Below are 25,451 nucleotides of genomic sequence, written 5' to 3'. Positions count from 1 at the left end.
CTCCTTTGTGATGAAGAGAGCGTAACCAGGCTGTGTGGGGGCAGTTTGAAGTTATGTGAAGGGACGGTGAAGTGTCAGCGTGGCCATCACGCCGCCCTCATCACGATTGCGCAATGTAATCTCTCCCTGATGCAGACGCGCCACCTCCTGCACAAAGGCCAGCCCGAGCCCACTGCTCTTAAGCCCGTTCTCGCGCGGAAGGGAATAGAAGCGTTCAAAAATACGATCCAGCGCGTAATCCGGGATCCCGCTTCCGCTGTCGATGACGACAAGCTGTATCTGCCCCTGCTCTTCCCGGGCCGCCAGTTCAATGGTTCCGCCCTGAGGCGTAAAATCGATGGCGTTATCCAGCAAATTGCCGAGCGCCTGTTCGAGGAGATCGGGATCGCCTTCAACATTAAACGGAACAGGCTGGATAGTCAGCACAATCGCTTTTGCCGATAGCAGGGCCGAGCGCGCGTCAGCAAGCCGCGTAAACAGTGAATTGACCCGAATGACCTCCGGCGTAATCTCGACCCGATTTTCAAGCCGCGCCTGCGCGAGCAGTTTTTCAACCAGCGACTGCATGCGTGCGTTTTGTACCAGAATGTTATCAATAAAGCGTGCTGCCACCTGCGGCGGCGGCTGCTCGGCAAGGATTTCCGCCGCGCCGCGTATGGCCGCCATCGGGCTTTTCAGCTCGTGGGTGAGCGCATGGACATAGCGTTCAATGTAATTTTTCCCTTCGAGACGAATGCGCATATTCTCCAGCGCCTGGGCCAGCTTGTGCAGTTCGCTGCTGCCCGGATTAGGTAGCGGGAGAGGCGTGTCGGTGGTCACCGAATCGGCATAGCGCGATAACGTACTGATAGAACGATTGATCCACCAGGCGACAAGAAGACCGATCAGCAAGGCAATGCCGAGCAACGCGCCACCCGCCCAGAGGATCCGCCGCTCGCTGCGGTGGATAACCGGTGCCATCGCGCTGTTCGGTTTCCCGACCGACAGCACGCCGATAATCTTACCCTGCTCCACAACCGGCGCGGCAACATACATCACCGTGCTCTCAGGATCGTCTGGATTGCTCTGAGTGCTGCGCGCGCCGTATTTACCGCGAAGCGTCAGCCAGACATCGTTCCAGCGCGAGTAATCTTGCCCCACGGCCAGACCGGCGGAATCAAACACCACTCTGCCCTGCGCATCGGTCATATAGACGTGATACTCGTTACGCACCTTATGGATGCCGCCGAGGTTGGCGCGGAAAGGCCGCTGATGGAGCTGTGAAAAGGCCTGCGCCAGTTTGCCCTGCTGCGCATTCCCCGAAAGAAGATCGTCGCGCCCGATTTCGGCAAGCAAGGTCGCGGTATCGATCAACGTCCCCTCGGTGGCCCTGCGCACGCCGGGCTTCACTTCCTGAACAAAAATCGACAGCACAAACCACGCGGCGATGCCCACGATCAGGAAATATCCCAGCAACAACCGCATCCCAATGCGCATCAGTAAAGGCCCAGACTGTAGCCCATACCCCGATGGGTACTGATGGGAGACTGTTCATCGTTCACCGCCCGCAGCTTGGCGCGCAGGGTTTTGATATGGGTATCCACGGTACGATCGAAGCTGTCGCCGTCTTCACCCCATACCTTGTCCATCAGCTGCTGGCGCGAAAATACCCGCCCGGGGGCCTGTAAAAAGGTTTTGAGCAGCAAGAACTCGTAGCGGGTCAGGGGTAAAACTTCACCGCACCAGCTTATTCGGGCGGCAGGTTCATTTAGCTCAAATTGCCCGATACGCATCGTTTCTGCTGGCGCGGCGGATTTTTGCATCCGCCGTAAAATTGTCCTTACCCGGGCGCAAACCTCTCGCGGAGAAAAAGGCTTGGCGACGTAGTCGTCGGCACCCATTTCCAGCCCGAGGAGTTTATCCACTTCATCACTGCGTGCCGTGAGAAACAGCACCGGAAGTGACGGATGCTGCGCCAGCAGCTGGCGGCAGAGTTCAAAGCCGCTGATGTCCGGCAGCCCAACATCCAGAATGGCGAGCGCCGGGATCTGCCGCCGCGCCTCCTCCAGCACCGGTAAACCGCGCTCAAACGCCTTTACCGCAAAGCCTTCCTGCTGAAGCATGTAGATAAGCGTATCGGCGATACTGGTTTCGTCTTCAACCAGCCAGACCACAGGTTGTTGCATGGTTCATCCCTGAATTAATGCCATGGCATAATCGGCACGGCGCTGATGGCGTTTTTCGGCGAGCCTTCCACCACTTTGTCGGAATAGGCAAGATAAGCCAGCGTATTGCGCTTCGCATCATAGAAACGCACTACCTGCAGCTTTTTGAACACCAGCGACGTCCGTTTCTGGAACACCACGTCACCCTGCGCTTTACCGTTTTTGATTTTATCGCTCAGCTCAACCGGCCCCACCTGCTGGCAGGAGATCGCCGCATCAGAGGTATCTTCCGCCAGCCCCAGACCGCCTTTAATACCGCCCGTCTTCGCACGGCTGACGTAGCAGGTGACGTTTTTCACATCTGGATCGTCAAACGCCTCCACCACAATTTTGTGGTCCGGGCCAAACATTTTGAACACGGTATCTACAGATCCAATCTGTTCCGCCTGCGCCGCACGGCCAGCAACCAGCAACAGAGCGGTAAGAAGCAAAGTCTTGTATTTCATATTGTTACCATTCTTTAAAATTGCATTGAGCGATTATTCAACACTTTAGACAAAAATGTAGCAAGATCACAGGATTAGAATATATTCGCCCAAAACGGGGGAGAAAAGGCATTAATGCGCAAAAAAAACACTGAATGCTAAAACATCAAAAAATGCTATTATCCGCTAACCTGTTATCAGGCACCTGCTGTTTTAAGGATGAGGATAGTATATGGATCAGGCTGGAATTATTCGCGACCTGCTCACCTGGCTGGAAGGTCATCTCGACCAGCCTTTGTCACTGGATAATGTGGCGGCTAAAGCAGGCTATTCCAAGTGGCATCTGCAAAGGATGTTCAAGGATGTCACCGGTCATGCTATCGGGGCCTATATTCGCGCACGTCGTTTGTCCAAGTCTGCGGTGGCATTGCGCCTGACCGCGCGGCCCATTCTGGATATTGCCTTGCAGTATCGTTTTGATTCGCAGCAGACCTTCACCCGTGCGTTTAAAAAACAGTTCTCGTTGACGCCAGCGCTCTATCGCCGCTCGCCAGACTGGAGCTCGTTTGGTATGCGCCCGCCGCTGCGTCTGGGCGAGTTCGCCATGCCGAAATACGAAATTGTCGCGCTGCCGGAAACCCATCTGATCGGTACGACCCAGAGTTACTCCTGTTCTCTGGAGCAGATTTCTGAGTTCCGTCATCAGATGCGTGTCCAGTTCTGGCGCGACTTCCTGAGTCATGCGCCAGCGATCCCACCGATCCTCTATGGTCTCAACGAAACGCACCCAAGCCAGGAAAAAGACGACGAGCAGGAGGTGTTCTACACCACCGCGCTGACGCCAGAGATGGCAAATGGTTATATTCAGGGGTCTAAACCGGTCGTGCTGGAAGGCGGCGAATACGTGATGTTCTCGTATGAAGGACTGGGAACGGGCGTTCAGGAGTTCATCCTGACCGTTTACGGAACCTGCATGCCGATGCTGAATCTGAATCGCCGTAAAGGTCAGGACATTGAGCGCTACTACCCGGCGCAGGATGCGAAACCGGAAGAAGGCCCAATCAATCTGCGGATGGAATTCTTAATTCCGATACGTCGTTAACGCTGCAGTTCATCAAGCGCAGGGGCATCGAGATGCGAAATGTCCCCTGCCATCTCCACGACCCAACCCGACGCCAGCCACGCACTTTCCTGATAATCAATTCGGGAAATAGAGCAGTTGCGCAGACGCAGACGACGTTCAGCATAAGCCGGTAATCCCAGAATGGTGCTCACCAGGCAGCCCAGCGCAATACCGTGACTCACCAGCAGCGGACGGCTACCTGCCGGAAGCTTCAGACATTCCGCCAGTGCGGCATGCATACGCACGCTCAGTTCCTGCATGGATTCCCCCTCAGGGATGCGGCCATCTTCGGTACCGTTGACCAGCGTACGACGCCAGCCCTCTTCCGTTTCGGTCAGCGTATCGATATGGCGTTTTTCCAGCACGCCCATATCCAGCTCGCGCAGACGCGGCTCAAGCATCACGTCACAGCCGCAGGCATCTGCGATGATGCGCGCTGTCTGCTGCGTGCGACCTAAATCGCTGGTGATCACGTGGGTAATGCCCAGCGTCCTGGCACGCTCTGCCACCTGCCACGCTTGCTGGATCCCCTTCTCAGTGAGAGGACTGTCTGACTGGCCTTGAATACGTCGCTCGGCGTTCCACTGCGTCTCACCGTGGCGAACAAGGTATACCTGTAACATGCTTTTTTTCCGTTATACTGCGATGAGTTTTTTTTGAATCGAGCTTAATTATGCACCATGTTGTCTCTGCTACCACCAATCCTGCCAAAATTCAGGCAATTCTAAAGGCTTTTGAAGAGATTTTCGGCGAAGGATCCTGCCATATCGAAGCCATCGGCGTCGAGAGTGGCGTACCTGAACAGCCGTTTGGCAGCGAGGAAACGCGCGCTGGTGCACGAAATCGCGTGGCAAATGCTAAAGCCGCGGCCCCAAAGGCGGACTTCTGGGTCGCCATTGAAGCCGGGATCGACGAAGGTGCCACCTTTAGCTGGGTAGTGATAGAAAGCCGAGAGCAGCGCGGTGAAGCGCGTTCTGCCACCCTGCCGCTGCCAGAGATCATTCTGAACAAAGTGCGCGAAGGCGAAGCGCTCGGGCCGGTGATGTCACAGTACACCGGCATTGATGAGATTGGACGTAAAGAAGGGGCGATTGGCGTCTTTACTGCGGGCACGCTCACGCGTTCAGGCGTTTACCACCAGGCGGTGATTTTAGCGTTAAGCCCGTTCCATAACGCGATTTATCGTTAGGTATTTTTCAACAACACCGCTTCCAGCCACTGGCGCAGCTCGACCGGCGCAGACTTCAGGCTGTTCGAGCCGCGGGTGATCGTCGCGATGCCCGCGCCCAGCTCATTTTTCAGCTCACGCTGGCTCATCTCACCGCGCAGTAGCTCTTCAATGATCCGCACGCGCGTGCCCAGCGCTTCACGCTCGTCTGGGGTCAGCATCAGCTGCATAAGAGGTAAGTGCAAATCCTGATCGTAAGACTGGCGAAGCAGCTCCACAAAACGAAGCCACTCCTGGTGACGCTGTTCGGCCATTGCCGAGGAATACGGGGAATGCTGGGTCATGTTATGCTGCCTCTTGTACTCATTAGCGAGTACAGCATAACACAACCCACGCCGATCAGTAACGTCTCTGCCACTCGGCATCGCTCATCAGGGTATCTTTCTGCCCCATGAAGTAGCGATAGTAAGCATCGTACGCCAGCACGTTCTTCACATAACCGCGCGTTTCTGAGAACGGAATGCTCTCCACAAACGCCACGGCATCGATGCGTCCGGCGCTGTTGCCGAGCCAGGTACGCACGCGCCCCGGCCCCGCGTTATACGCCGCCGACGAGAAAATGCGGTTATTGCCAAACTGCTGATAAACATACTGCAGATAGCTGGTACCGATGTTGATGTTGGTATCCGGATCGAGAAGCTGTGAGGGGCTACTGTACCCGGGAATGTTAAACATCTTCACCGTATGGGTCGCCGTTCCCGGCATAATTTGCATCAGACCGCTGGCCCCCACCGGGGAGCGGACTTTCGGATTCCAGGCACTCTCCTGACGGGCAATCGCCATCGCGTAACTTTGCGGGATATCTTTGCCGCTGGTGTAGCGTTCGAAAAGATCGTTGTACGCCAGCGGGAAACGCTCTTCAAGATGATCCCAAAGCTTACCGGCGATCGTCGCCTGCACGCTCAGATCCCACCAGTGGTTATCAAACGCATAGCGGGCAAGCTGGGCTTTCTCGTCGGTGGTGCGACTGGTTACCAGATTCGCCCACTCGCTGCGCGCGGTATTGTCCATATTCCAGTACATCAGCTCGCGCACGCGCGCCATCTCTGGCCCCTGCGTCAGCGCCGGGTTCGCATTCGCGGGTGCTTTATCAATGCGGAAGGTATACTCCTCGCCCAGGCGCTGCGCGGCCACCATCGGGTAGAAGCCGCGCTGCTGCATCAGGCCGTGGAGGATCTCTTTGGCTTCATCATCACGACCGCGCTCCATCAGCAGATCGGCCTGCCAGTAGCGCCATTCATCTTTCTCTTTGGCGTCCATCGGCAAACGTGCGAGCCAGGTATTCAGCCCCCGGCGATCGCCGGTGCCCAGCGCCATGCGCACGCGGCGCTCCACCAGCGACGTGGAGTTCGAACGCATAATGGCATCATCTCGCCAGCGTGCCTGTTCGTCGGTCACATCCGTGCCCATCAGTCGCCACGCCACGATGTCACGCAGCTCCTGGGTTTGATCGTCATTCAGCTGCTGCGCCTGCACCAGCTGCGGGATCATCAGCCGGGCGTTTTCCACATCGTCGCGCGCCACGCTGGCAAAAGCCACCGCCGCCATCTGACGGGTAAAGTCGGTCGCGCCCGTGCTGCGGGCAAAGGTCAGGACGCTGTTCGGATCGTTTGCCAGCGCGATAACGGCCGTAGAGATCGTCTGATAATCGGAAGGCATCTGCCCCGCCAGCGCGGTCACCAGGCGCGTGTTGCCGGCTTTCATCGCCAGGCGAATACGCTCAAGATAGGCCAGCGGATCCTGTTTGCCGGAGGCTCGCCACGCGCCAAACAGCGAATCACAGGCATTCGGCTGGCTTTTGCCGGTCAGCCAAAGATCCTTCGCCCCGGCCCAGGCCTCTTCCTGCTGTCCGGTCGCCCATTTCGCATAGTAGTAGTTACACTGCGCTTCGGTGGTATTCGGCTTATCGGGGCTAAACGCCAGCAGCCCGCGCCAGTCTTCGCGACGCGCCAGTTCATTCACAAAACGAGATTGCAGGGTTCGCGCAGGCGGCAGGGTCGGGTTCGCCTGAATGAAATTATTCACAGTGACGGTCGGCTGGTTCATGAGATCGTCAGTGATCTGGCGATACTCCAGATACGGATACAGCGGATAATCCTTCAGCGTCGGCATCAGCGCCTGCACGGTATCCATCTGCTTATTGTCCCACGCCTGTTTAATCTGGGCGTAGCGATTACGTTGTTCATCCAGTGAATCGGCATGCACCGCCTGGCTTACCGCCATTACGCATACGCTGGCAGCCAGCAGACGCCAGACCACCTGTTTGGCTTTTTCCACAAGCTCTTCCTCATTGTTTTTTCGTCAATTGCAGCGTCTTGCCACGTCAAAGTCACACCAACTTATGCTAACCAGGCATCCTGCAACGCGCCACGTTATGGACACTTTTTTACCTTTCTTGCGCGTTTTAACACTCCCGACGTTCCTAGCTGGGATTAGGGCGTGAAAAAGGCTACACTTCGAGGCTGAAATTCCTTCTCATTACGATAAAAGAGGCGAAGTCCAACGTGGCTCAATTCGTTTATACCATGCATCGTGTCGGCAAAGTTGTCCCGCCGAAACGTCATATTCTTAAAAATATCTCGCTGAGCTTCTTCCCGGGCGCAAAAATTGGTGTCCTGGGTCTCAACGGTGCCGGTAAGTCCACCCTGCTGCGCATCATGGCCGGCATCGATACAGACATCGAAGGTGAAGCCCGTCCGCAGCCTGGCATCAAGATCGGCTACCTGCCGCAGGAACCTCAGCTGAACCCGGAACACACCGTTCGTGAATCCGTTGAAGAAGCGGTTTCCGAAGTGGTTAACGCCCTGAAAGGTCTGGATGAAGTGTATGCCAAATACGCCGAGCCGGATGCAGACTTCGACAAGCTGGCCGCTCAGCAGGGCAAGTTTGAAGAGATTATCCAGGCGCACGACGGTCATAACCTGAACGTGCAGCTGGAGCGCGCGGCCGATGCCCTGCGCCTGCCGGACTGGGATGCGAAAATCGCCAATCTTTCCGGGGGTGAACGCCGCCGCGTAGCGCTGTGCCGCCTGCTGCTGGAAAAACCAGACATGCTGCTGCTCGACGAACCCACCAACCACCTGGATGCGGAATCCGTGGCGTGGCTGGAACGCTTCCTGCACGACTTCGAAGGCACCGTGGTGGCAATTACCCACGACCGTTACTTCCTCGACAACGTCGCAGGCTGGATCCTGGAGCTGGACCGTGGTGAAGGTATTCCATGGGAAGGTAACTACTCCTCCTGGCTGGAGCAGAAAGATCAGCGTCTGGCGCAGGAAGCTTCTCAGGAAGCCGCGCGTCGTAAGTCTATCGAGAAAGAGCTGGAGTGGGTTCGTCAGGGCGCTAAAGGCCGTCAGTCTAAGGGCAAAGCCCGTCTGGCACGCTTTGAAGAGCTGAACAACACCGAATACCAGAAACGTAACGAGACCAACGAACTGTTTATTCCGCCTGGAGCACGTCTGGGGGATAAAGTGGTTGAAGTCGCCAATCTGCGTAAGTCATACGGCGATCGCCTGCTGATTGACGATCTGACCTTCTCCGTACCAAAAGGGGCTATCGTCGGGATCATCGGTCCGAACGGCGCGGGTAAATCGACGCTGTTCCGCATGATGTCCGGTCAGGAGCAGCCTGACAGCGGCTCTATCACCCTGGGTGAAACCGTGAAGCTGGCGTCCGTTGACCAGTTCCGTGACGCGATGGATAACAGCAAAACCGTGTGGGAAGAAGTGTCCGGCGGTCTGGATATTATGCGTATCGGCAACACCGAGATGCCAAGCCGCGCTTACGTTGGCCGCTTCAACTTCAAAGGCACCGACCAGGGCAAACGCGTGGGCGAGCTGTCCGGCGGTGAGCGCGGTCGTCTGCACCTGGCGAAGCTGCTGCAGGTTGGCGGTAACGTACTGCTGCTCGATGAACCGACCAACGACCTGGACATCGAAACCCTGCGCGCGCTGGAAAACGCCCTGCTGGAGTTCCCGGGCTGCGCGATGGTTATCTCGCACGACCGTTGGTTCCTTGACCGTATCGCGACCCACATTCTGGACTACCAGGATGAAGGTAAAGTGGAGTTCTTCGAAGGTAACTTCACCGAATACGAAGAGTACAAGAAACGCACGCTGGGCGCTGACGCGCTGGAGCCGAAGCGTATTAAGTACAAGCGTATTGCGAAATAAAAGCAAAACGGCAACTTCGGTTGCCGTTTTTAGTATTTGTTCCCTATCCCCGTGGGAGAGGGCCAGGTGAGGGCATCAGGCCGCACAGTTCGTAGGCCGGGTAAGCGTCAGCGCCACCCGGCTTTTTTATTTGTCCACGTAATACCGCTTCACCTCGTCAAACTGTATCGCAAAGTCGATATAGCTCATCAGCGCAGGCGAGTTCAGCTTGCGGCTCGGATAAGCCAGCCACAAATCATTCCCCTCGACGTTCCACTCCGGCAGCACCTTTACCAGCGATCCTGTCTCAATCTTATCTTCCAGAAGAAAGGCGGGTAATAGCGTGATCCCGGCGCCAGCAATCGCACATTCACGGGCGTACACCAGGTTATCCGTCATGTGGGCGTTATCCGGCAGGTAGCGGTAATCATCACTCTCGCTTCGCAGCAGCCACTCAGACCAGGCTTTGTGGGTAATGCAGCGGTGCTCCACCAGCTGGCGGGGATGGATTAACGGCTCCCGACGCGCCAGATAGTCGGGTGAAGCCAGCATATAGCGCGGACAATGTCCGATCATCCGGCCAATCAGGGAGGAGTCCTGCGGCTTACCGGTACGCAGCGCCACGTCAAAGCCGGACTCGACCAGATCCACCACATCATCAGAGATCGACACGTCCAGCGACACGTCAGGATAGCGAAGCTGGAATTCGGCATTCATATGCGCCAGCAGCGTCGCACCAATTCCCGCCGGGCAGGTGATGCGCAGCCGCCCGCTCGGGTTTTCGCGTAGCCGCTGAATGGCATACTCCGCCCGCTCGCTGGCCGCCAGCATTTCGCGACAGTGCACCAGATAATGCTCGCCTGCAAAAGTCAGGCTGATTCTGCGCGTCGTGCGGTTGAGCAGGCGTATTCCTACCTGCTGCTCCAGCTGGCTTATTCGCTGGCTGACGCTGGATTTTGGCAGTTCAGCCTTCTGTGCCGCAGCAGTAAAGCTACCCATCTCGGCCACCAGCGCAAACAGCGCCATATCCTGAAGCTGTTTAAACATGATTGTTCATCCTGTGAGAACACTTCGTTCTTGATTGTCCATCTTATCATGCAGCTGACCACTTAATAGACTAGCCTCAACAAAACGCATGCCATTGAGGAGTCCATCCATGTCAGTTAAAGCCATTGCCGTTAATCCTGCGAATCCCGGCACATTCATTGAAATCGCCCCGCCGATGCCGCAGCCCGGCGAGCACGATCTGCTTGTCGAAGTGAAAGCCGTGTCTGTTAACCCGGTCGACACCAAGGTGCATGCAGGCATTGTCAAAAACGGGCTGAACGAGCCGCGCATTCTCGGGTGGGATGCCAGCGGTATCGTAACAGCCGTGGGCGCGGCCGTTACGGGATTTAAACCCGGTGACGAAGTGTGGTACGCGGGGGATATCACTCGTCCGGGCAGCAATACCACCCATCAGCTGATCGATGCGCGTATTGTCGGGCACAAACCTGCCAGCCTTGGCTGGGCGGCAGCAGCCGCATTGCCGTTGACCGCGCTGACCGCCTGGGAAGGGTTGTTCGAACGGCTGAACATTCAGGATGCGGACGCGGATAAAACGCTGTTGATTATTGGCGGCGCGGGCGGCGTGGGCTCGCTGGCGATCCCGTTTGCAAAGCACAACAGCAAGGTGAACATCATCGCGACAGCATCAAGAGAAGATTCCGCCCGGTGGTGCCGCGAGCGCGGTGCGGATCGGGTCGTGAACTACCGCGACCTGAAAGGTGAGCTGGCAAAACAGGGTATCACTTATGTGGATTACATTTTCATCCTCAATGACACCGACGGCCACTGGGATGCCGTCAGCGAACTGATCGCACCGCAGGGGCACATCTGCTCCATCGTTGAGAACGCGCATCCGCTGAACCAGGATAAGCTGAAATCGAAATCCGCCGCCCTGCACTGGGAGTTTATGTACACCCGCAGCATGTACCAGACCGCTGATATGGCGCGTCAGGGCGAGATCTTAAACGAGGTTGCAAAGCTGGTGGACAACGGCGTGGTGGAAAGCTCGCTCAGCGAAACGCTGCACGGACTGAGCGTGGAAAGCATTACCGAGGCGCACCGCAAAGTGCTGGAGGGACATATGCGGGGGAAAGTGGTGGTTGCGTTCTGAGGGGTAATCGTTCCCTCTCCCCTTTGGGGAGAGGGTTAGGGTGAGGGGTAAGATTAACCCTGCTCCCCCATCATCTCCTTCACCAGCTCGACGCAGCGCAGGAAACGGGAGTCGTAGTCCGACTCTTCAACATGCACAAACTCAACGTTGTTTTCGTTGAGCATCTCCACCAGCATGGACTGGAACTCGCGCCTGTCTACTGAGCTGCCGAGGCTGCGCATGCCATCAGCGACCCATGGCGTGTTGTTTTCCAGCAGGATCACCAGGTCAAAGCGGTATTCGTCAATCAGCGCCTGCACGAACGGGTGCTCGCGCCCTTCGTACTTTTTACAGAACGCCTGCGTGGTGACGAAATCGGTATCAATAAACGCCACTTTGTTGGCATATTTGACCGCAAAATCAATGTACTGGGCGTGTCCTAGTGCGATTTTATCGTAGTCGGAATACTGCAGCGCCATCTCGTCACCGCCGAGGTGCGAGAAAACGTAATCGCGGCCATATTCCCACGCACTGGTCGTGTTGAAGATATTCGCCAGCTTATTAACGAGAGTGGATTTTCCGCTCGACTCACCGCCCAGGATCGCAACGGTACGTACAAAGAAGGGCTTTACCTCGGTCGGGATATAATCCCAGTAGCGGAACGGGTTTTCGCGGATCTGCGCCCCGCTGATGTTCATGAAGGTCCGTTTCGGATCGATCAGCACCGTCTCGATGCCCAGATGCTCGCGGAACTGCGGCGCGTCGGACTCTTCAGAGGTGTAGATCCAGTTAGGCGCAATGCCCTTCTCTTCCATAAACGCTTTGATGCCGTTGCTCCACACGTCCCAGCCGTGCGGATAGGGCTCCATGCCCTCTTCGTTAAAAGCATGAATGCGAATGTTTTTCTGGTACTTAAAGGTCTGGAGCAGCCAGCGCAGGCGGTCAGGCACCGTCGGCTGCTGCGACATGGCGCTGTCCTCGAACAACTGGCGGTCACGGGTTTCATCGTACCCCATAATGATGTGCAGCTCGTCCACCTGGCTACAGGCGCGCTGAATCAGGTAGATGTGACCAGTATGCAGCGGGTAAAACTTGCCAAACACCACGCCGATGTTCTTTTGCATACGGGGAAATTCAAGTCCCAGGAAACGGTGCAGCGCTTCGAGCTTCTGCGCGCTGGGGCTTTTGATTTTGGCGTTCAGCAGCTGGCTTAAATAGCCTTTGGTCATACCGCTGGCGTCCGCCACCTGCTGCAACGTGCAGCCTTTCTGGCGGATTGCGGTTTTGATGTAGTCAAATGATGACATAAATTACGGTGCCTCCTGCAAAATCGAATACGTAATTATAAGTCGTCAAAGACATTTAACGCATCTGCGAGTTTCTTAACGCCAAAAACCTGCATCCCTTCGGGGATTTTTTTCGGCACGTTAGCGGCGGGCACAATCGCGCGGCGGAAGCCGTGTTTTGCCGCTTCGGAGATACGCTCCTGGCCGCTCGGCACCGGACGGATCTCTCCTGCCAGGCCAACCTCGCCAAACACCACCAGATCCTGCGGCAGCGGCCTGTCGCGCAGGCTGGAGACCATCGCCAGCAGCAACGCCAGGTCCGCGCTGGTTTCCGAGACCTTCACCCCGCCCACCACGTTCACGAAGACGTCCTGATCCGCCATCTGCAGACCACCGTGACGGTGCAGCACCGCCAGCAGGATCGCCAGACGGTTCTGTTCCAGACCCACCGCCACGCGACGCGGGTTGCCCATCATCGAGTGATCCACCAGCGCCTGGATTTCAACCAGCAGCGGGCGCGTTCCTTCCCATAGCACCATGACCGAACTGCCGGAGGTGACTTCGTCGCCACGGCTCAGGAAGATGGCCGACGGGTTGCTGACTTCACGCAGCCCCTGCTCCGTCATGGCAAAAACACCTAATTCATTCACCGCGCCAAAACGGTTTTTATGGCTGCGCAGGGTGCGGAAGCGGGAATCCGCGTCGCCGTCGAGCATCACCGAGCAGTCGATACAGTGTTCAAGCACTTTTGGCCCGGCCAGGGAACCGTCTTTCGTCACATGGCCGACCATCACAATCGCCACGCCGCGCGTTTTGGCGAAGCGTGTCAGGTAGGCCGCGGTTTCGCGCACCTGCGCCACGCTGCCCGGCGAGGACTGAATGTCCGCCATGTGCATCACCTGAATGGAGTCGATCACCATCAGCTTCGGCTGCTCTTCTTCGGCGATCATGCAGATCTGCTCAATGCTGGTTTCCGACAGCATATTCAGGTTGCCGGTTGGCAGGCCCAGGCGGTGCGCACGCATCGCCACCTGCTGGAGTGATTCTTCCCCCGTGACGTAAAGGGTTTTCATCTGCTCGGCGAGCTTGCAAAGCGTTTGCAGCAGCAGGGTCGATTTACCCGCCCCGGGGTTACCGCCGATCAGAATCGCACTGCCCGGCACCACGCCGCCGCCGAGCACGCGGTCAAACTCTTTGAACCCGGTGGAGAAGCGCGGTAACGCTTCCAGGCTGATGTCTGAAAGCTTTTGCACCTTCGACACGCCTGCATTGCCCGCATAGCCGCTCAGGCGTTCATTGCGGGCCACACTCGGCGAAGCCGCCACACCACGCACTTCGGTGATGGTGTTCCAGGCATGACAGGCGCTGCATTGCCCCTGCCAGCGCGGATAATCCGCACCACATTCATTACAGACAAATGCGCGTTTTGGAGCTTTCGCCACGGTGTACCTCGTTATTTCTGTGCGGACTGCGTGCCGGGTAGCGCTTACGCTTACCCGGCCTACAAAGCAGACCGTTATTTCTGATTAAGGCTGCCAGAAAGGATGCAGAACACCCCCATCAGGTCAGCATGACGGATAGTCACTTCCGTCTTTTCGTTCACTTTTGGCTTGGCATGGTAGGCAATGCCAAGACCAGCAGCTTTGATCATCGGCAGGTCGTTCGCGCCGTCCCCGATGGCGACGGTCTGGACCACCGGGATTTCATATTTTTCGGCCAGACGGGTCAGGGTGTTAGCTTTGTACTGCGCATCCACGATGTCGCCAATCACCTGTCCGGTCAGCTTGCCGTCCATAATTTCCAGTTCGTTGGCCACCACGGTGGTCAAATGCAGTTTCTCGCGCAGATAATCCGCGAAGAAGGTGAAGCCACCGGAGGCAATCGCCACCTTCCAGCCAAGGGACTGCAGCTTCAGCACCAGTTGCGTCAGTCCTGGCATCAGCGGCAGCACATCACGCACCTGGCGCAGGATGTTAGCATCGGCCCCTTTCAGGGTCGCCACGCGCTGTCTCAGGCTGGCGGTGAAATCCAGCTCGCCGCGCATCGCACGTTCAGTGACTTCCGCCACCAGCTCACCGCTGCCTGCCAGTTTAGCAATCTCGTCAATACACTCGATCTGAATAGCGGTGGAGTCCATGTCCATGACCAGCAGACCCGGCGTTTTCAGGTGCGGAATTTTACCGAGCGGGGCAACGTCCAGCCCTGCGTCATGCGCCAGACGCGTGGCACGCTGCGTCAGAGAACCCGCCAGGCGGATAACCTGGTAATCTTCTACGCACCAGGCGGCGACGATGACCATTGCCGCACCCAGTTTGGTTTGATACTGGGTCAGGCGTTGCTTATCCAGGCCGCGTCCATACAGTAGCCAGCCGCTACGGCCAGCGTGGTAATCCAGAGGCATCACCTCATCGCCACTTAACGAGAGCGGCAATCCTGGCCATAAAGAGACATCCGTTGGCAGGTCACACCAGGTAATGTTCGGCATCAAAGCTCCTGTAATTTCGTTCGCGCCGGAAGGTTCCAGAGGGAAAATAACGCATGAGGCTACCCTGTAACCATCACTTCTGGCAACATTAAGCCCTAAATTTTCAGCAGGTGGAATATGGCTCGCGCAAAACTGAAATTCCGGCTTCATCGCGCCGTGATTGTCCTTTCCTGTCTCGCACTGTTAGTGGCATTGATGCAAGGGGCATCGTGGTTTAGCCAGAATCATCAACGGCAGCGTAACCCGCAGTTTGAAGAGCTGGCCCGCACGCTGGCGCGTCAGGTGACCCTTAACGTCGCCCCCTATATGCGCACCGAGACGCCGGACGATAAGCGCATCGGCCAGATCCTGCGTCAGCTTACGGAAAACAGCCGCATTCTCGATGCGGGCGTGTACGATGAAAAAGGCGACCTGATTGCCCGCGCCGGTGAGCACGTCGACGTGCGCGACAGGCTGGCGCTGGACGGCAAAAAAGCCGGAGGCTATTTCAACCAGCAGCTCGTCGAACCTGTTCAGGGAAAAAATGGCCCGCTGGGCTATCTGCGCCTGACGCTCGACACTCACACCCTGCCGACCGAAGCCAAGCAGGTGGATAACACCACCAATATTCTGCGCCTGATGTTATTACTCTCACTGGCGATTGGCGTGGTGCTGGCGCGCACGCTGCTGCAGGGTAAGCGCACCCGATGGCAACAGTCGCCGTTCCTGCTGACCGCCAGCAAGTCGGTTCCGGAAGACGAAGAGAGCGAGAAGAAAGAATAGTGATAAAGTAGGCGGAGGATATGGAAAAGGAACTCTGCCATGACGACGTTACGCCTGCTTATCTCTGACTCTTACGATCCCTGGTTTAATCTCGCGGTGGAAGAGTGCATCTTCCGCCAGATGCCCGCCACCCAGCGCGTACTGTTTCTCTGGCGCAATGCCGACACGGTGGTGATTGGCCGCGCGCAAAACCCGTGGAAAGAGTGCAACACCCGCCGCATGGAAGAGGACCACGTCCGCCTGGCGCGCCGCAGCAGCGGCGGTGGAGCCGTGTTTCACGATCTGGGCAACACTTGCTTTACCTTTATGGCAGGCAAGCCGGAATACGACAAAAGCATCTCTACGTCGATTGTGCTGAACGCGCTGAATGCGCTCGGCGTAACCGCGGAGGCGTCAGGCCGGAACGATCTGGTCGTCAAGACCCCCGAGGGCGACCGGAAGGTCTCCGGCTCAGCCTATCGCGAAACAATGGATCGCGGGTTCCACCACGGCACTCTGCTGCTGAATGCCGATCTCAGCCGGCTGGCTAACTACCTCAATCCTGACAAGAAAAAGTTACAGGCTAAGGGCATTACCTCCGTACGCGGCCGCGTGGCGAATCTGGTGGAGCTTCTGCCGGGTATTACTCACGAGCAGATTTGCGACGCGATCCGTGAGGCCTTCTTTGCGCACTACGGCGAGCGTGTGGAGGCGGAAGTGATTTCCCCTGATAAAACGCCTGACCTGCCCAACTTCGCTGAAACCTTTGCCCGCCAGAGCAGCTGGGAGTGGAACTTCGGCCAGGCACCGGCGTTTTCACATCTGCTGGATGAACGTTTTACCTGGGGCGGCGTGGAGCTGCACTTTGACGTGGAGAAAGGTCATATTACCCGCACACAAATTTTTACGGATAGTCTTAACCCGGCACCGCTGGAAGCGTTGGCGTCACGCCTGCAGGGCTGTGTATACCGTCCCGATATGCTGCAACATGTGTGCGACGGGTTGCTTGAACATTACCCGGAACAAGAGCGGGAACTCCGAGAATTATCGGCGTGGATTGCTCAGGCGATAAAATAATTCTCGCCCCCGGTTAAGAAGAGAAAACAGCTTCCTCCGTTGTTATCCTGCCGGAATGTGTAAATACAACCGTGAATGTATTTACACATTTTAATAAAACTCAATTCAGAGATTAGAAATACTCATTACAGAAATAACAATAACCATTAATAGAATCCCTGCGCTTGCATTTCAGCAAGTTAATGACTTCACGGAAATTTATACATTTATTTTATTAATGGTTAAGGAATAACAATGAAAAAGCTTCTTCTCGCAACGCTGATTGCGATGACCTCTTCGGCTGCATTCGCCGAAGGCAGCATCGTCATGAAGGTTCAGGGCAAGATGAACCATGCATCCTGTACGCCGGAACTCAGTAACGGCGGATCGATTGATTTTGGCACAATCGCGCTGGACCAGCTTTCTCCAACCCAGACCAACCAGATGGGTCATAAAGATATGTCTCTGACGATCAATTGCCCGTCAGCGACTAAAGTGGCATGGAGTATTGCTGATAACAAAGAAGATTCCAATGCGGCGACCTACCTGAACTCCAGCGAGTTTTACATTCGTGACGCCACAGACAATGGTGGGGACGTTTACGGTTCAGGTACCACCTACGGCGTAGGTACCACCGCTGCTGGCGATAAAATTGGCGCCTATGCAATCAGTACCCGTATCAATGAGATCACCGCTAACGGTGTGCCTGCTCAGGCGATCTTTGCGCCAAACTTCCTCAACAGCAAAGGCGAATATATGTGGCGTAACCTGGCCACCGGTGTGATTGCCAACGGTAACGCCGAGATCATGACCGCTACCAGACCAGGTTATACCGCACCGCTGGCCATCACCAGCGTTGTCTACCCGTTCAAAGTCTCTCTGGCGATTGTTAACACTGACCGTCTGACCACCACAGACGAAGCGCAGCTGAGCGGCGAAACCACCATCACTCTGGTTTATCTCTAACAGATAAAAACGCGTGACTCAACGGCGGATATTTCCGCCGTTTCTGCATAAAACATACGTTCAGAAATGTTTAATCGACATTATAAAATCTCAATACTGTCGTAAGAAAATCTAACTATTTAATGCGTTGATTCGTTAATAGAATCGGCCGCGACTCTTATGCCAGAAATTATCTTTTGGCAAGATTCATTTAAATTAAAAATATCCGAATTATCTCTTTCTATGGTTAAGGAATAACAATGAAAAAGTGCCTTCTCGCCACCGTTATCATGATGGCGGCGACAGCAGTTTATGCCGAACCTACTGCTATGTTAAAAGTTCACGGTACGCTGACCAGCGCAGGCTGCGTTCCTGAAATTAGCAACGGCGGCGTGGCCGATTTTGGCGAAGTGGGTCTGGACTCACTCTCCTCCGGTGTGGCTTATCAGGCTGGGCATAAAGATGTCACTCTGACCATCACATGTCAGTCTGCGACCCGCGTCGGCTGGACAATCAAAGATGACCGCAAAGACTCAAACGCGGGCGCACATAAAACATCAAGCGAGTTCCATGTGGATAACGCTACCGCGAGCGGCGCGCAGGCATACGGCGATTACCAGCTCAACGGTGTCGGAAAAACCAGCGCTGGCGAAAGTATCGGTGCCTATTCAGTTTCAACTTATATGAACGCGGTCACTGCTGACGGTGCAACCGTTCAGCCTATCGCCGCAGCGATGTATACCGGCGGTACCATCAGCAGCAGAAGCTGGATCAACCTGTGGGCCACCGGCATCCTCACTAACGATGGTACCGACGTCATGACCGTTGCCAAAACCGGCGAACGCGCTCCGCTGGCCTTCACGACGGCGGCCTTCCCTCTGAAGATCGCGCTGGCGATTGCGCCAAGCAAAAATCTGACCCTGACTGACAGGACCGACCTGGACGGTCAGTCCACAATCACGCTGGTTTATCTGTAACCCGCATTCACGACGCCAAACTCCCTGCTCAGGCGGGGAGTTTTAACCCATTGTTCAATATCAATATTCATGGAAAGAATTGTGAAAATTTCTCCTTTGGTCTGCGCTCTTTTTCTCACCCTTCCAGCGACAGTCTATGCTGCAGGCATGGTGCCAGAAACCACACTGCTGATGATTGATGAAGCCAACCACGGCGGTGTCATGAGTGTGAAAAACACGGACTCCATCCCCACCCTGCTTTATACCTCCATTAACGACATCGAGGGGGAGAATGGGGTCAAGCTCAACGTCACTCAGCCGGTTGTACGCCTTGAGCCAGGCCAGGAACAGCAGGTGCGCTTTATTCTTGAAACCAAAGAACCGCTGACCGTTGAACATTATAAACGCGTGATCTTTGAAGGCATTCCGCCTAAAACCAAAGATAAAAACGTTAAAGTCGGTATCAATCTTCGTCAGGATTTACCGGTGTTGATCCATCCTAAAAATCTTCCTGTTGTCACGGATGCATGGAAATTACTGACCTGGTCCGTACAAGAGAAAGAGGTTCAGGTCCGTAATACCTCGCCGTACGTTGTACGTTTTTCCACATCAGTGACGCTACTGCCTTCCCACACCGAGGGAGTGGTTAATAAAACCTTTATCCTGCCGGGTGAGACCATGAAGGTGCAGACAAATACCCCGATCGGTAGCGGCGATAATGCCGTCGAGTTCAACCCTGCCAGTCGCTACGGGATTGAAGTGGACAAGTACACTGCCGCGCTTACACGCTGATATCACAGGGAATTTTTAGTGATACCGCGCGCTTTGCAAAACACGATGCGTCGAACAGCAGTGGCGGTCGCTTTTCTGCCGTCGTCGGCGCTGCATGCATCCGATCTGGATTTCAATACCGATATACTGGCCTCGCGGGGAATCAGTACTAATCTCGCCCATTACTTCTCTGATGCACAACGCTACCTGCCCGGCCAGCATGCCGTGCAGGTCAAAATTAACGGCGTTGAGAAGGGGAGCCTGGCCATTCGGGTTGGAGAAGAGGGGCAGCTTTGCATTGATGATGACTTCACCCGTGCAGCTGGCCTACTGCCATTGAATATCAGCGAAAAAGAGAAATGTCATAACCTGCTGAAAGATTACCCTTCCGCGACGGTAACGCTTCTACCGAATACCGAATCACTGGAGATTTTCGTTCCCGCAGAGGCAATGGACACTGGATTTTATGCCGCGAAATATTACTCGCACGGCGGTATTGCGGGCTTAATCAACTATAGCGCCTTCAGTAACATTAACGAGTACGGCTCGGGCGGGAGCAGCCGTTATGCCCAGGGAAATTTGGGGGCAGGCATTAATCTTGCGAACTGGACGCTGCGCAGCAATTTCATTTTGACGGATGACAACGGGACTCGCAGCACAGAGAACCTGTACACCTACGCTGAACACGTTTTTGAAGAGCGGAAAATGCGGGCGCAGGTTGGGCAGATCAACGTCAATTCGGCCCTGTTTAGCGGCGCGCAAATCACCGGCGTTCAGCTAATGCCTGAAACCGGCCTTCAGCCTAATATCCAGGCCACTGAGGTGTCGGGAATTGCCCGGACGAATCAGGCCCGCGTTGAAGTTCGCCAGTCGGGACAGCTGATCTACTCTTCCCTGGTCAACGCAGGCCCTTTCTCCCTGACGGACGTGCCCCTGGTGCGCGGAAATGTCGATCTTGACGTCAGCGTGGTGGAAACGGACGGTTCGACAACGCAATTTACCGTTCCCTCTTCCGCCCTCAATATACAGGGAAGTAATCGTGCCGAAGGGTTAAACCTCTCTCTCGGACGGGTTCGCGACAGCGGGGATGAGTCAAGTACGCCCTGGGTATTTACGCTCTCTGACGGAACGATGCTGAACACGCGCATGTCCGCCGTAGCCGCCGGCGTACTGGCAGAAAAATATCAGGCTACCGGTGCCAAACTCGACGTTTCTATCAACGAAAACTGGGCGATCTCACCGAGCTTTTTACTGAGCCAGTCCCACTTTTACGATCGACTGAAAGGCAGCAAGGCTGAACTTAGCAGCAATATCTTACTGCCCGCCCAGCTGACGATGGGGGTAAGTGCGTCCCAGTTCAGCGGCGGCTTCCGCGAACTCACGGAAGCCATGGATGAAGAGGCGCAGACCTACGAAAATAACTGGAACGCCAGCCTCACCTGGAACAATGAGTACATTGGCGCGATCTCAATGCAATACAGCGTGAATTCCGGTGATGAAAACAGCGGTGATTCACGCTATCTGATGGCTTCCTGGAGTAAAAGTCTCGGGCGTACCTCGCTGTCCGTAAACTGGCAGCATGCCATGAGCAATAGTGATACCCAGAACCAGAGCAGCACCAGCCGCGATGACGATCTGTTTTATGTCAGCCTGATCGTTCCTTTTGGCGAGGATCGCGTCAGTACCTACATGCGCGCTCAGGGGGAAAAACAAAATTATGGCGTTCAGGAAAGCGGCTCTATCGGTCAAAACCTTAACTACAACGTCTCTGCAGACCGCGATAATCAGGATAAGAGTAACGCCTTTAACGGCAATATCACCACCAATCTTCACTATACGCAGCTCGGTTTATCCGCTGGCCTGAATGACGGCAATCAGCATAACTACAGCGCATCCTTAAACGGTGGCGTAGCGCTGCATGGTCATGGCATGACGTTTTCGCCCTATCCGGTAAAAGAGACATTCGGCATCGCCCGGTTAAGCGAACCGGAAAGCGGTATTGAAATCACCACCCCCGATGGAACCGTCTGGACAGATCGCTGGGGACAGGCCGTGGTTCCCGGACTTCGGGAATGGCAAAAATCGCAAATAGTGATTAATGCCAGCTCGTTACCACAGGGAATGGATTTATCAAACGGTATTCAGACCGTCTCCGCCGCGTATGGCTCTTTTGCGCTGATCGATTTCAACGTGCTGAATACGCGTCGCGTCATGCTGGACGTCAAGCGAGTCAACGGGTCATGGCTGGAAAAAGGGCTGAGCGTGGTGGATCAGGACGGTAACTATATTGTCAGCGTAATGGATAACGGCAGCGTATTTATTCCCGATGCGTCGGATACGCCTGCGCTTTATGTGGTGGACGACGATTTAACCAAACTCTGCCAGATCGCTTACACCCTGAAAGACGAAAAAGATAAAGACGCCTATTACGAAAAAGCAGAAGGAGTTTGCCAGTGAAAATAGTTAACGCAGTGCTCATCGGTGCAGCATCACTTTTTTCGTCTTATGTCGTGGCCGAAGCGTGTCAAATTACGCTGTCGCAACCGAACGTCTCCTTTGGCAGATTCAAACAGGATGACATTATCGCCTCGCGTAAAAACTGGAACCGCATGCCGGGCAAAGAGGTCACCGCCACGGTTTTTTGCCCGCAGCCAAGGGTGATGGCGCTTTTTCTGCAATCCACGTCCGGCAGCAACGGGGGCGTTCTGTTTGGTCAGAAGAGCCGACTGGCGCTGGTTGCCAGCAATATTCTGGTCGATGGTCATCACTATAATCTGGTCAGGACCTCTGACCGGGTATTGTTCACCTCTGCGGAAACCCCCAAGGAAAAAGTCTTTCTGAGGAATAATGACGGCATCCTTGCATATCAAAATGGCCTGCCGGTGCGTGGCAAACAAATGAGTGTGACGATAAAAATTATACCTGTCATTAATGACGTTCAGCTGCGCGGCATTTCCGATAATACCGAGCTGGAAAGCGCACTCGCCTGGGAGCTATTAACGACAGAGTAACGCATTCACCGCCGAATAGATTATTCGGGTGAAGAGAAAAGAAGAAAAATAAAGGCAAAACACGTGGATTCGTCCATTTATTTTAACGATATATCTATGTTAAGGAATAACCATGAAAAAGAGTCTCCTTGCCGCTGCGCTGGCGCTGACAGCGACCTGTGCTCATGCGGGAGATACGGCAGTGCTGAAAGTGAAAGCCTCACTGACCAGCAACTCCTGTACGCCGGAACTCAGCAACGATGGCGTGATTGACTTCGGTACCGTTCAGGTTGGCGATCTCTCGCAAACCCAGACCACGCAGTTAGGTGAAAAGGGTCTGACGCTGACTATCACCTGCCCTACCCCTACCAAAGTGGGCTGGAGTATTGCCGACAACCGTACGGATTCGAACGCCAGCACCGGAACCGACTCAAACCTGAAGGTGCAGAACGCCACGTCAAACGGCGGCGAACTGCGCGGCAGCATGACGACCTTTGGCCTTGGCAAAACGCACGATGGCAAGAATATCGGTGCCTATTCCATCTATACCAGCACGGGTGAAGTGACGGCAAACGGGGCGACGGTTGAACCGATTCGTACGGCAGTCACTGCTGGTGTGGGCATGAGTCGCTGGCAAAAAGCCAATGGTGGCACTATCGCCAATAAGGATCTGGGCTTAATGAGCGTCGCCTCTGCGGGCAAAACGGCTCCGATGGCGGTGACCAGCGTCTCTTTCCCGCTGAACATCTCGCTGGCAGTGGAAAACCTGAAGAAACTGTCTCTGACAGAAGATACCGAGTTTGATGGTCAGGCCACCATCAGCGTGGTGTACCTGTAAGTCACAGAAACCGGGCGGCTTTCGCCGCCCGGCAGCACAACATTACTCTTTATCGCCCAGCAGAACGGATTCCAGCGCGATTTTGATCATGTCGTTGAAGGTGGTCTGACGTTCAGCAGCGGTCGTCTGCTCGTGGGTACGGATATGGTCAGAGACGGTGCAGATGGTCAGCGCTTTCGCACCGAATTCTGCCGCTACGCCGTAGATACCCGCCGCTTCCATCTCCACGCCGAGGATGCCGTACTTCTCCATCACGTCGAACATTTCACCGTCCGGGGAGTAGAACAGGTCGGCAGAGAAGAGGTTGCCTACGCGCGCGTCAACGCCCAGCGCTTTGGCCGCGTCCACCGCGTTACGCACCATGTCGAAGTCAGCAATCGCCGCGAAGTCATGATCCTTAAAGCGAATACGGTTCACTTTAGAATCTGTGCATGCGCCCATGCCGATAACCACATCACGCAGCTTAACATCCATGCGCACCGCGCCGCAGGATCCCACGCGGATGATTTTCTTCACGCCGAAATCAGTGATCAGCTCTTTGGTGTAGATAGAGCAGGATGGGATACCCATACCGTGGCCCATCACGGAGATTTTGCGGCCTTTATAGGTACCGGTGAAACCCAGCATGCCGCGCACGTTGTTCACTTCACGCACGTCTTCGAGGAAAGTTTCTGCAATGTGCTTCGCGCGCAGCGGGTCGCCCGGCATCAATACGACGTCAGCGAAATCACCCATTTCTGCGTTAATGTGAGGAGTTGCCATCTTCAGTTCCTTTTACATTGTTGTTTTTGCCGGGTGGCGGCTACGCCTTACCCGGCCTACAAAACCGTAGGCCCGGTAAGCGAAGCGCCACCGGGCAATGACCTCAGAACATAGCCTTGCCATATTCCATGTCGGACGTACCAAAGTACTTCGCGAGGGTCTGGCCGATGTCTGCGAAGGTTTCACGGTGTCCCAGTGAACCTGGTTTGACTTTCGGTCCGTACACCAGCACCGGAATGTGCTCACGGGTGTGGTCGGTACCGGTCCAGGTTGGGTCACAGCCGTGGTCGGCGGTCAGGATCAGAATGTCATCTTCACCCACCAGCTCCATCAGCTCTGGCAGACGGCGGTCGAACAGTTCCAGACCGGCAGCATAGCCCGCGACGTCACGACGGTGCCCCCAGGAAGAGTCGAAGTCCACGAAGTTGGTGAAGACAATGGTCTTATCGCCCGCTTCTTTCATCTCTTTGATGGTGGCATCGAACAGCGCATCCAGACCGGTGGCTTTCACTTTTTTGGTGATGCCGCAGTTAGCGTAGATGTCTGCGATTTTACCCACGGACACCACGTGACCGTCTTTCTCGTCGACCAGTTTCTGCAGCACGGTAGGAGCCGGTGGCTCAACGGCCAGGTCGTGACGGTTACCGGTACGCTGGAAGTTACCTGCTTTATCGCCGATAAACGGACGGGCGATAACGCGACCAATGTTGTAGCCGCCTTCGGTCAGCTCTTCACGGGCGATTTCACACAGCTCGTAGAGTTTATCCAGGCCAAACGTCTCTTCGTGGCAGGCAATCTGGAAAACGGAGTCAGCGGAGGTGTAGAAAATCGGCTTGCCGGTTTTCATGTGCTCTTCGCCAAGCTGGTCCAGAATCACGGTGCCGGAAGAGTGGCAGTTACCGAGGTAGCCCGGCAGGTTGGCACGCTTCACCAGCTTATCGAGCAGCTCCTGCGGGAAGCTGTTCTCGTGATCGGAGAAATAACCCCAGTCGAAGAGGACCGGCACACCGGCGATTTCCCAGTGGCCAGACGGGGTATCTTTACCGGAAGAGAGCTCGTGAGCCCAGGCGTAGGCGCCCACCACTTCCGCGTTGCCGTCCATACCGGCTGCGATTTTACCGGTAGAACCTTCATGCGCTTTCACCAGACCGAGGCGGGTCAGGTTTGGCAGGGTCAGAGGGCCTTTACGACCGTTGTCCGCTTCGCCTTTCGCACAGGCTTCCGCGATGTGACCCATGGTATCGGAACCCACGTCACCAAAACGTTCTGCATCTTCGGTTGCGCCGATGCCGAATGAGTCCAGCACCATAATAAATGCACGTTTCATAATTGTTCTCCGTACGTAGTGCTTCA

At 55.5% G+C, this 25,451-nt stretch carries 24 protein-coding genes; 12 read left to right on the top strand and 12 right to left on the bottom strand.

The window, feature by feature from the left end:
- Positions 1-51 precede the first annotated feature (51 nt).
- The 3 genes from creC to creA are packed head-to-tail and all read right to left on the bottom strand — an operon-like array spanning position 52 to position 2,650.
- Complete coding sequence (gene creC / locus ABFI50_RS12385; RefSeq protein WP_045269567.1) at positions 52-1,476, bottom strand: two-component system sensor histidine kinase CreC; 1,425 nt, start codon at positions 1,474-1,476, stop codon at positions 52-54.
- Complete coding sequence (gene creB, locus ABFI50_RS12380) at positions 1,476-2,165, bottom strand: two-component system response regulator CreB (protein WP_014882477.1); 690 nt, start codon at positions 2,163-2,165, stop codon at positions 1,476-1,478. The genes creC and creB overlap by 1 nt, the downstream gene beginning before the upstream one ends.
- Positions 2,166-2,179: 14 nt before the next feature.
- Positions 2,180-2,650 (bottom strand): protein CreA, encoded by a 471-nt coding sequence (gene creA, locus ABFI50_RS12375; protein WP_014882476.1) that lies wholly within the window; start codon positions 2,648-2,650, stop codon positions 2,180-2,182.
- 211 nt (positions 2,651-2,861) lie between these two features.
- On the opposite strand from creA, the gene robA reads away from it, so the two are divergent.
- A complete protein-coding gene (gene robA, locus ABFI50_RS12370; protein WP_014882475.1) occupies positions 2,862-3,731 on the top strand; it encodes an MDR efflux pump AcrAB transcriptional activator RobA in 870 nt (289 codons plus the stop codon).
- Here robA and gpmB read toward each other — a convergent pair.
- Complete coding sequence (gpmB, locus tag ABFI50_RS12365; RefSeq protein WP_014882474.1) at positions 3,728-4,375, bottom strand: 2,3-diphosphoglycerate-dependent phosphoglycerate mutase GpmB; 648 nt, start codon at positions 4,373-4,375, stop codon at positions 3,728-3,730. The two genes, robA and gpmB, sit on opposite strands and share 4 nt — an antisense overlap.
- 50 nt (positions 4,376-4,425) lie before the next feature.
- Here gpmB and yjjX point away from each other — a divergent pair, with 50 nt between their 5' ends.
- Positions 4,426-4,941 carry an inosine/xanthosine triphosphatase gene (gene yjjX / locus ABFI50_RS12360; protein ID WP_014882473.1) on the top strand — a complete coding sequence of 172 codons (516 nt, stop codon included), beginning with the start codon at positions 4,426-4,428 and terminating at the stop codon, positions 4,939-4,941.
- On the opposite strand, the gene trpR is transcribed toward yjjX, so the two are convergent.
- Together trpR and sltY are read right to left on the bottom strand one after the other, a co-directional pair.
- Positions 4,938-5,264: a trp operon repressor gene (trpR, locus tag ABFI50_RS12355; protein ID WP_014882472.1), complete on the bottom strand. Its 327-nt coding sequence runs from the start codon at positions 5,262-5,264 to the stop codon at positions 4,938-4,940. The two genes, yjjX and trpR, sit on opposite strands and share 4 nt — an antisense overlap.
- Positions 5,265-5,319: 55 nt before the next feature.
- Positions 5,320-7,257, bottom strand: coding sequence for a murein transglycosylase (gene sltY, locus ABFI50_RS12350; protein WP_023332044.1), 1,938 nt, complete (start codon positions 7,255-7,257; stop codon positions 5,320-5,322).
- A 227-nt stretch (positions 7,258-7,484) separates the two neighbouring features.
- On the opposite strand from sltY, the gene ettA reads away from it, so the two are divergent.
- Positions 7,485-9,152, top strand: a complete 1,668-nt coding sequence (ettA, locus tag ABFI50_RS12345; protein WP_023336738.1) for an energy-dependent translational throttle protein EttA — start codon at positions 7,485-7,487, stop codon at positions 9,150-9,152.
- A gap of 126 nt (positions 9,153-9,278) precedes the next feature.
- Here ettA and ABFI50_RS12340 read toward each other — a convergent pair whose 3' ends face one another.
- Positions 9,279-10,178 carry a LysR family transcriptional regulator gene (locus tag ABFI50_RS12340; RefSeq protein ID WP_048996021.1) on the bottom strand — a complete coding sequence of 300 codons (900 nt, stop codon included), beginning with the start codon at positions 10,176-10,178 and terminating at the stop codon, positions 9,279-9,281.
- Between the two features lie 109 nt (positions 10,179-10,287).
- Here ABFI50_RS12340 and ABFI50_RS12335 point away from each other — a divergent pair, with 109 nt between their 5' ends.
- Positions 10,288-11,289 (top strand): zinc-binding alcohol dehydrogenase family protein, encoded by a 1,002-nt coding sequence (locus ABFI50_RS12335; protein ID WP_063943956.1) that lies wholly within the window; start codon positions 10,288-10,290, stop codon positions 11,287-11,289.
- A gap of 53 nt (positions 11,290-11,342) precedes the next feature.
- Here the strand turns inward: ABFI50_RS12335 and nadR are convergent, their stop codons facing one another.
- The 3 genes from nadR to serB form a co-directional block, all read right to left on the bottom strand.
- A complete protein-coding gene (nadR, locus tag ABFI50_RS12330; protein ID WP_006810194.1) occupies positions 11,343-12,575 on the bottom strand; it encodes a multifunctional transcriptional regulator/nicotinamide-nucleotide adenylyltransferase/ribosylnicotinamide kinase NadR in 1,233 nt (410 codons plus the stop codon).
- 35 nt (positions 12,576-12,610) lie between these two features.
- Complete coding sequence (gene radA / locus ABFI50_RS12325; RefSeq protein ID WP_014882467.1) at positions 12,611-13,996, bottom strand: DNA repair protein RadA; 1,386 nt, start codon at positions 13,994-13,996, stop codon at positions 12,611-12,613.
- A gap of 74 nt (positions 13,997-14,070) precedes the next feature.
- Positions 14,071-15,039: a phosphoserine phosphatase gene (gene serB, locus ABFI50_RS12320; RefSeq protein ID WP_008502066.1), complete on the bottom strand. Its 969-nt coding sequence runs from the start codon at positions 15,037-15,039 to the stop codon at positions 14,071-14,073.
- 117 nt (positions 15,040-15,156) lie between these two features.
- On the opposite strand from serB, the gene ABFI50_RS12315 reads away from it, so the two are divergent.
- The 8 genes from ABFI50_RS12315 to ABFI50_RS12280 all read left to right on the top strand — a co-directional run bounded on the left by ABFI50_RS12315 (position 15,157) and on the right by ABFI50_RS12280 (position 23,336).
- The gene (locus tag ABFI50_RS12315) at positions 15,157-15,801 is read left to right on the top strand and encodes a YtjB family periplasmic protein (RefSeq protein WP_014882466.1); all 645 of its coding nucleotides are present in this window, start codon (positions 15,157-15,159) and stop codon (positions 15,799-15,801) included.
- A gap of 39 nt (positions 15,802-15,840) precedes the next feature.
- The gene (gene lplA, locus ABFI50_RS12310) at positions 15,841-16,857 is read left to right on the top strand and encodes a lipoate--protein ligase LplA (protein ID WP_032637539.1); all 1,017 of its coding nucleotides are present in this window, start codon (positions 15,841-15,843) and stop codon (positions 16,855-16,857) included.
- Between the two features lie 234 nt (positions 16,858-17,091).
- Positions 17,092-17,802, top strand: coding sequence for a DUF1120 domain-containing protein (locus tag ABFI50_RS12305; RefSeq protein ID WP_014882464.1), 711 nt, complete (start codon positions 17,092-17,094; stop codon positions 17,800-17,802).
- A 239-nt stretch (positions 17,803-18,041) separates the two neighbouring features.
- Positions 18,042-18,758 (top strand): DUF1120 domain-containing protein, encoded by a 717-nt coding sequence (locus tag ABFI50_RS12300; RefSeq protein WP_045269572.1) that lies wholly within the window; start codon positions 18,042-18,044, stop codon positions 18,756-18,758.
- Between the two features lie 69 nt (positions 18,759-18,827).
- Positions 18,828-19,529: a fimbria/pilus chaperone family protein gene (locus ABFI50_RS12295; RefSeq protein WP_023332040.1), complete on the top strand. Its 702-nt coding sequence runs from the start codon at positions 18,828-18,830 to the stop codon at positions 19,527-19,529.
- 45 nt (positions 19,530-19,574) lie between these two features.
- Entirely contained in the window at positions 19,575-21,965 is a 2,391-nt protein-coding gene (locus ABFI50_RS12290; protein ID WP_058690251.1) for a fimbrial biogenesis usher protein, read from the top strand.
- A gap of 14 nt (positions 21,966-21,979) precedes the next feature.
- Positions 21,980-22,519, top strand: a complete 540-nt coding sequence (locus ABFI50_RS12285; protein ID WP_248217471.1) for a hypothetical protein — start codon at positions 21,980-21,982, stop codon at positions 22,517-22,519.
- Between the two features lie 112 nt (positions 22,520-22,631).
- Positions 22,632-23,336, top strand: a complete 705-nt coding sequence (locus ABFI50_RS12280) for a DUF1120 domain-containing protein (RefSeq protein WP_023332037.1) — start codon at positions 22,632-22,634, stop codon at positions 23,334-23,336.
- A 42-nt stretch (positions 23,337-23,378) separates the two neighbouring features.
- Here the strand turns inward: ABFI50_RS12280 and deoD are convergent, their stop codons facing one another.
- Positions 23,379-24,098 (bottom strand): purine-nucleoside phosphorylase, encoded by a 720-nt coding sequence (gene deoD / locus ABFI50_RS12275; protein WP_014882458.1) that lies wholly within the window; start codon positions 24,096-24,098, stop codon positions 23,379-23,381.
- A 103-nt stretch (positions 24,099-24,201) separates the two neighbouring features.
- Positions 24,202-25,425: a phosphopentomutase gene (gene deoB, locus ABFI50_RS12270; protein ID WP_014882457.1), complete on the bottom strand. Its 1,224-nt coding sequence runs from the start codon at positions 25,423-25,425 to the stop codon at positions 24,202-24,204.
- Between the last annotated feature and the right edge of the window lie 26 nt (positions 25,426-25,451).

This window comes from Enterobacter sp. HNDS-6 (assembly GCF_039850505.1).
GTDB classification, from domain to species: domain Bacteria; phylum Pseudomonadota; class Gammaproteobacteria; order Enterobacterales; family Enterobacteriaceae; genus Enterobacter; species Enterobacter kobei.
This window is presented reverse-complemented; position numbering and strand designations above follow the sequence as displayed.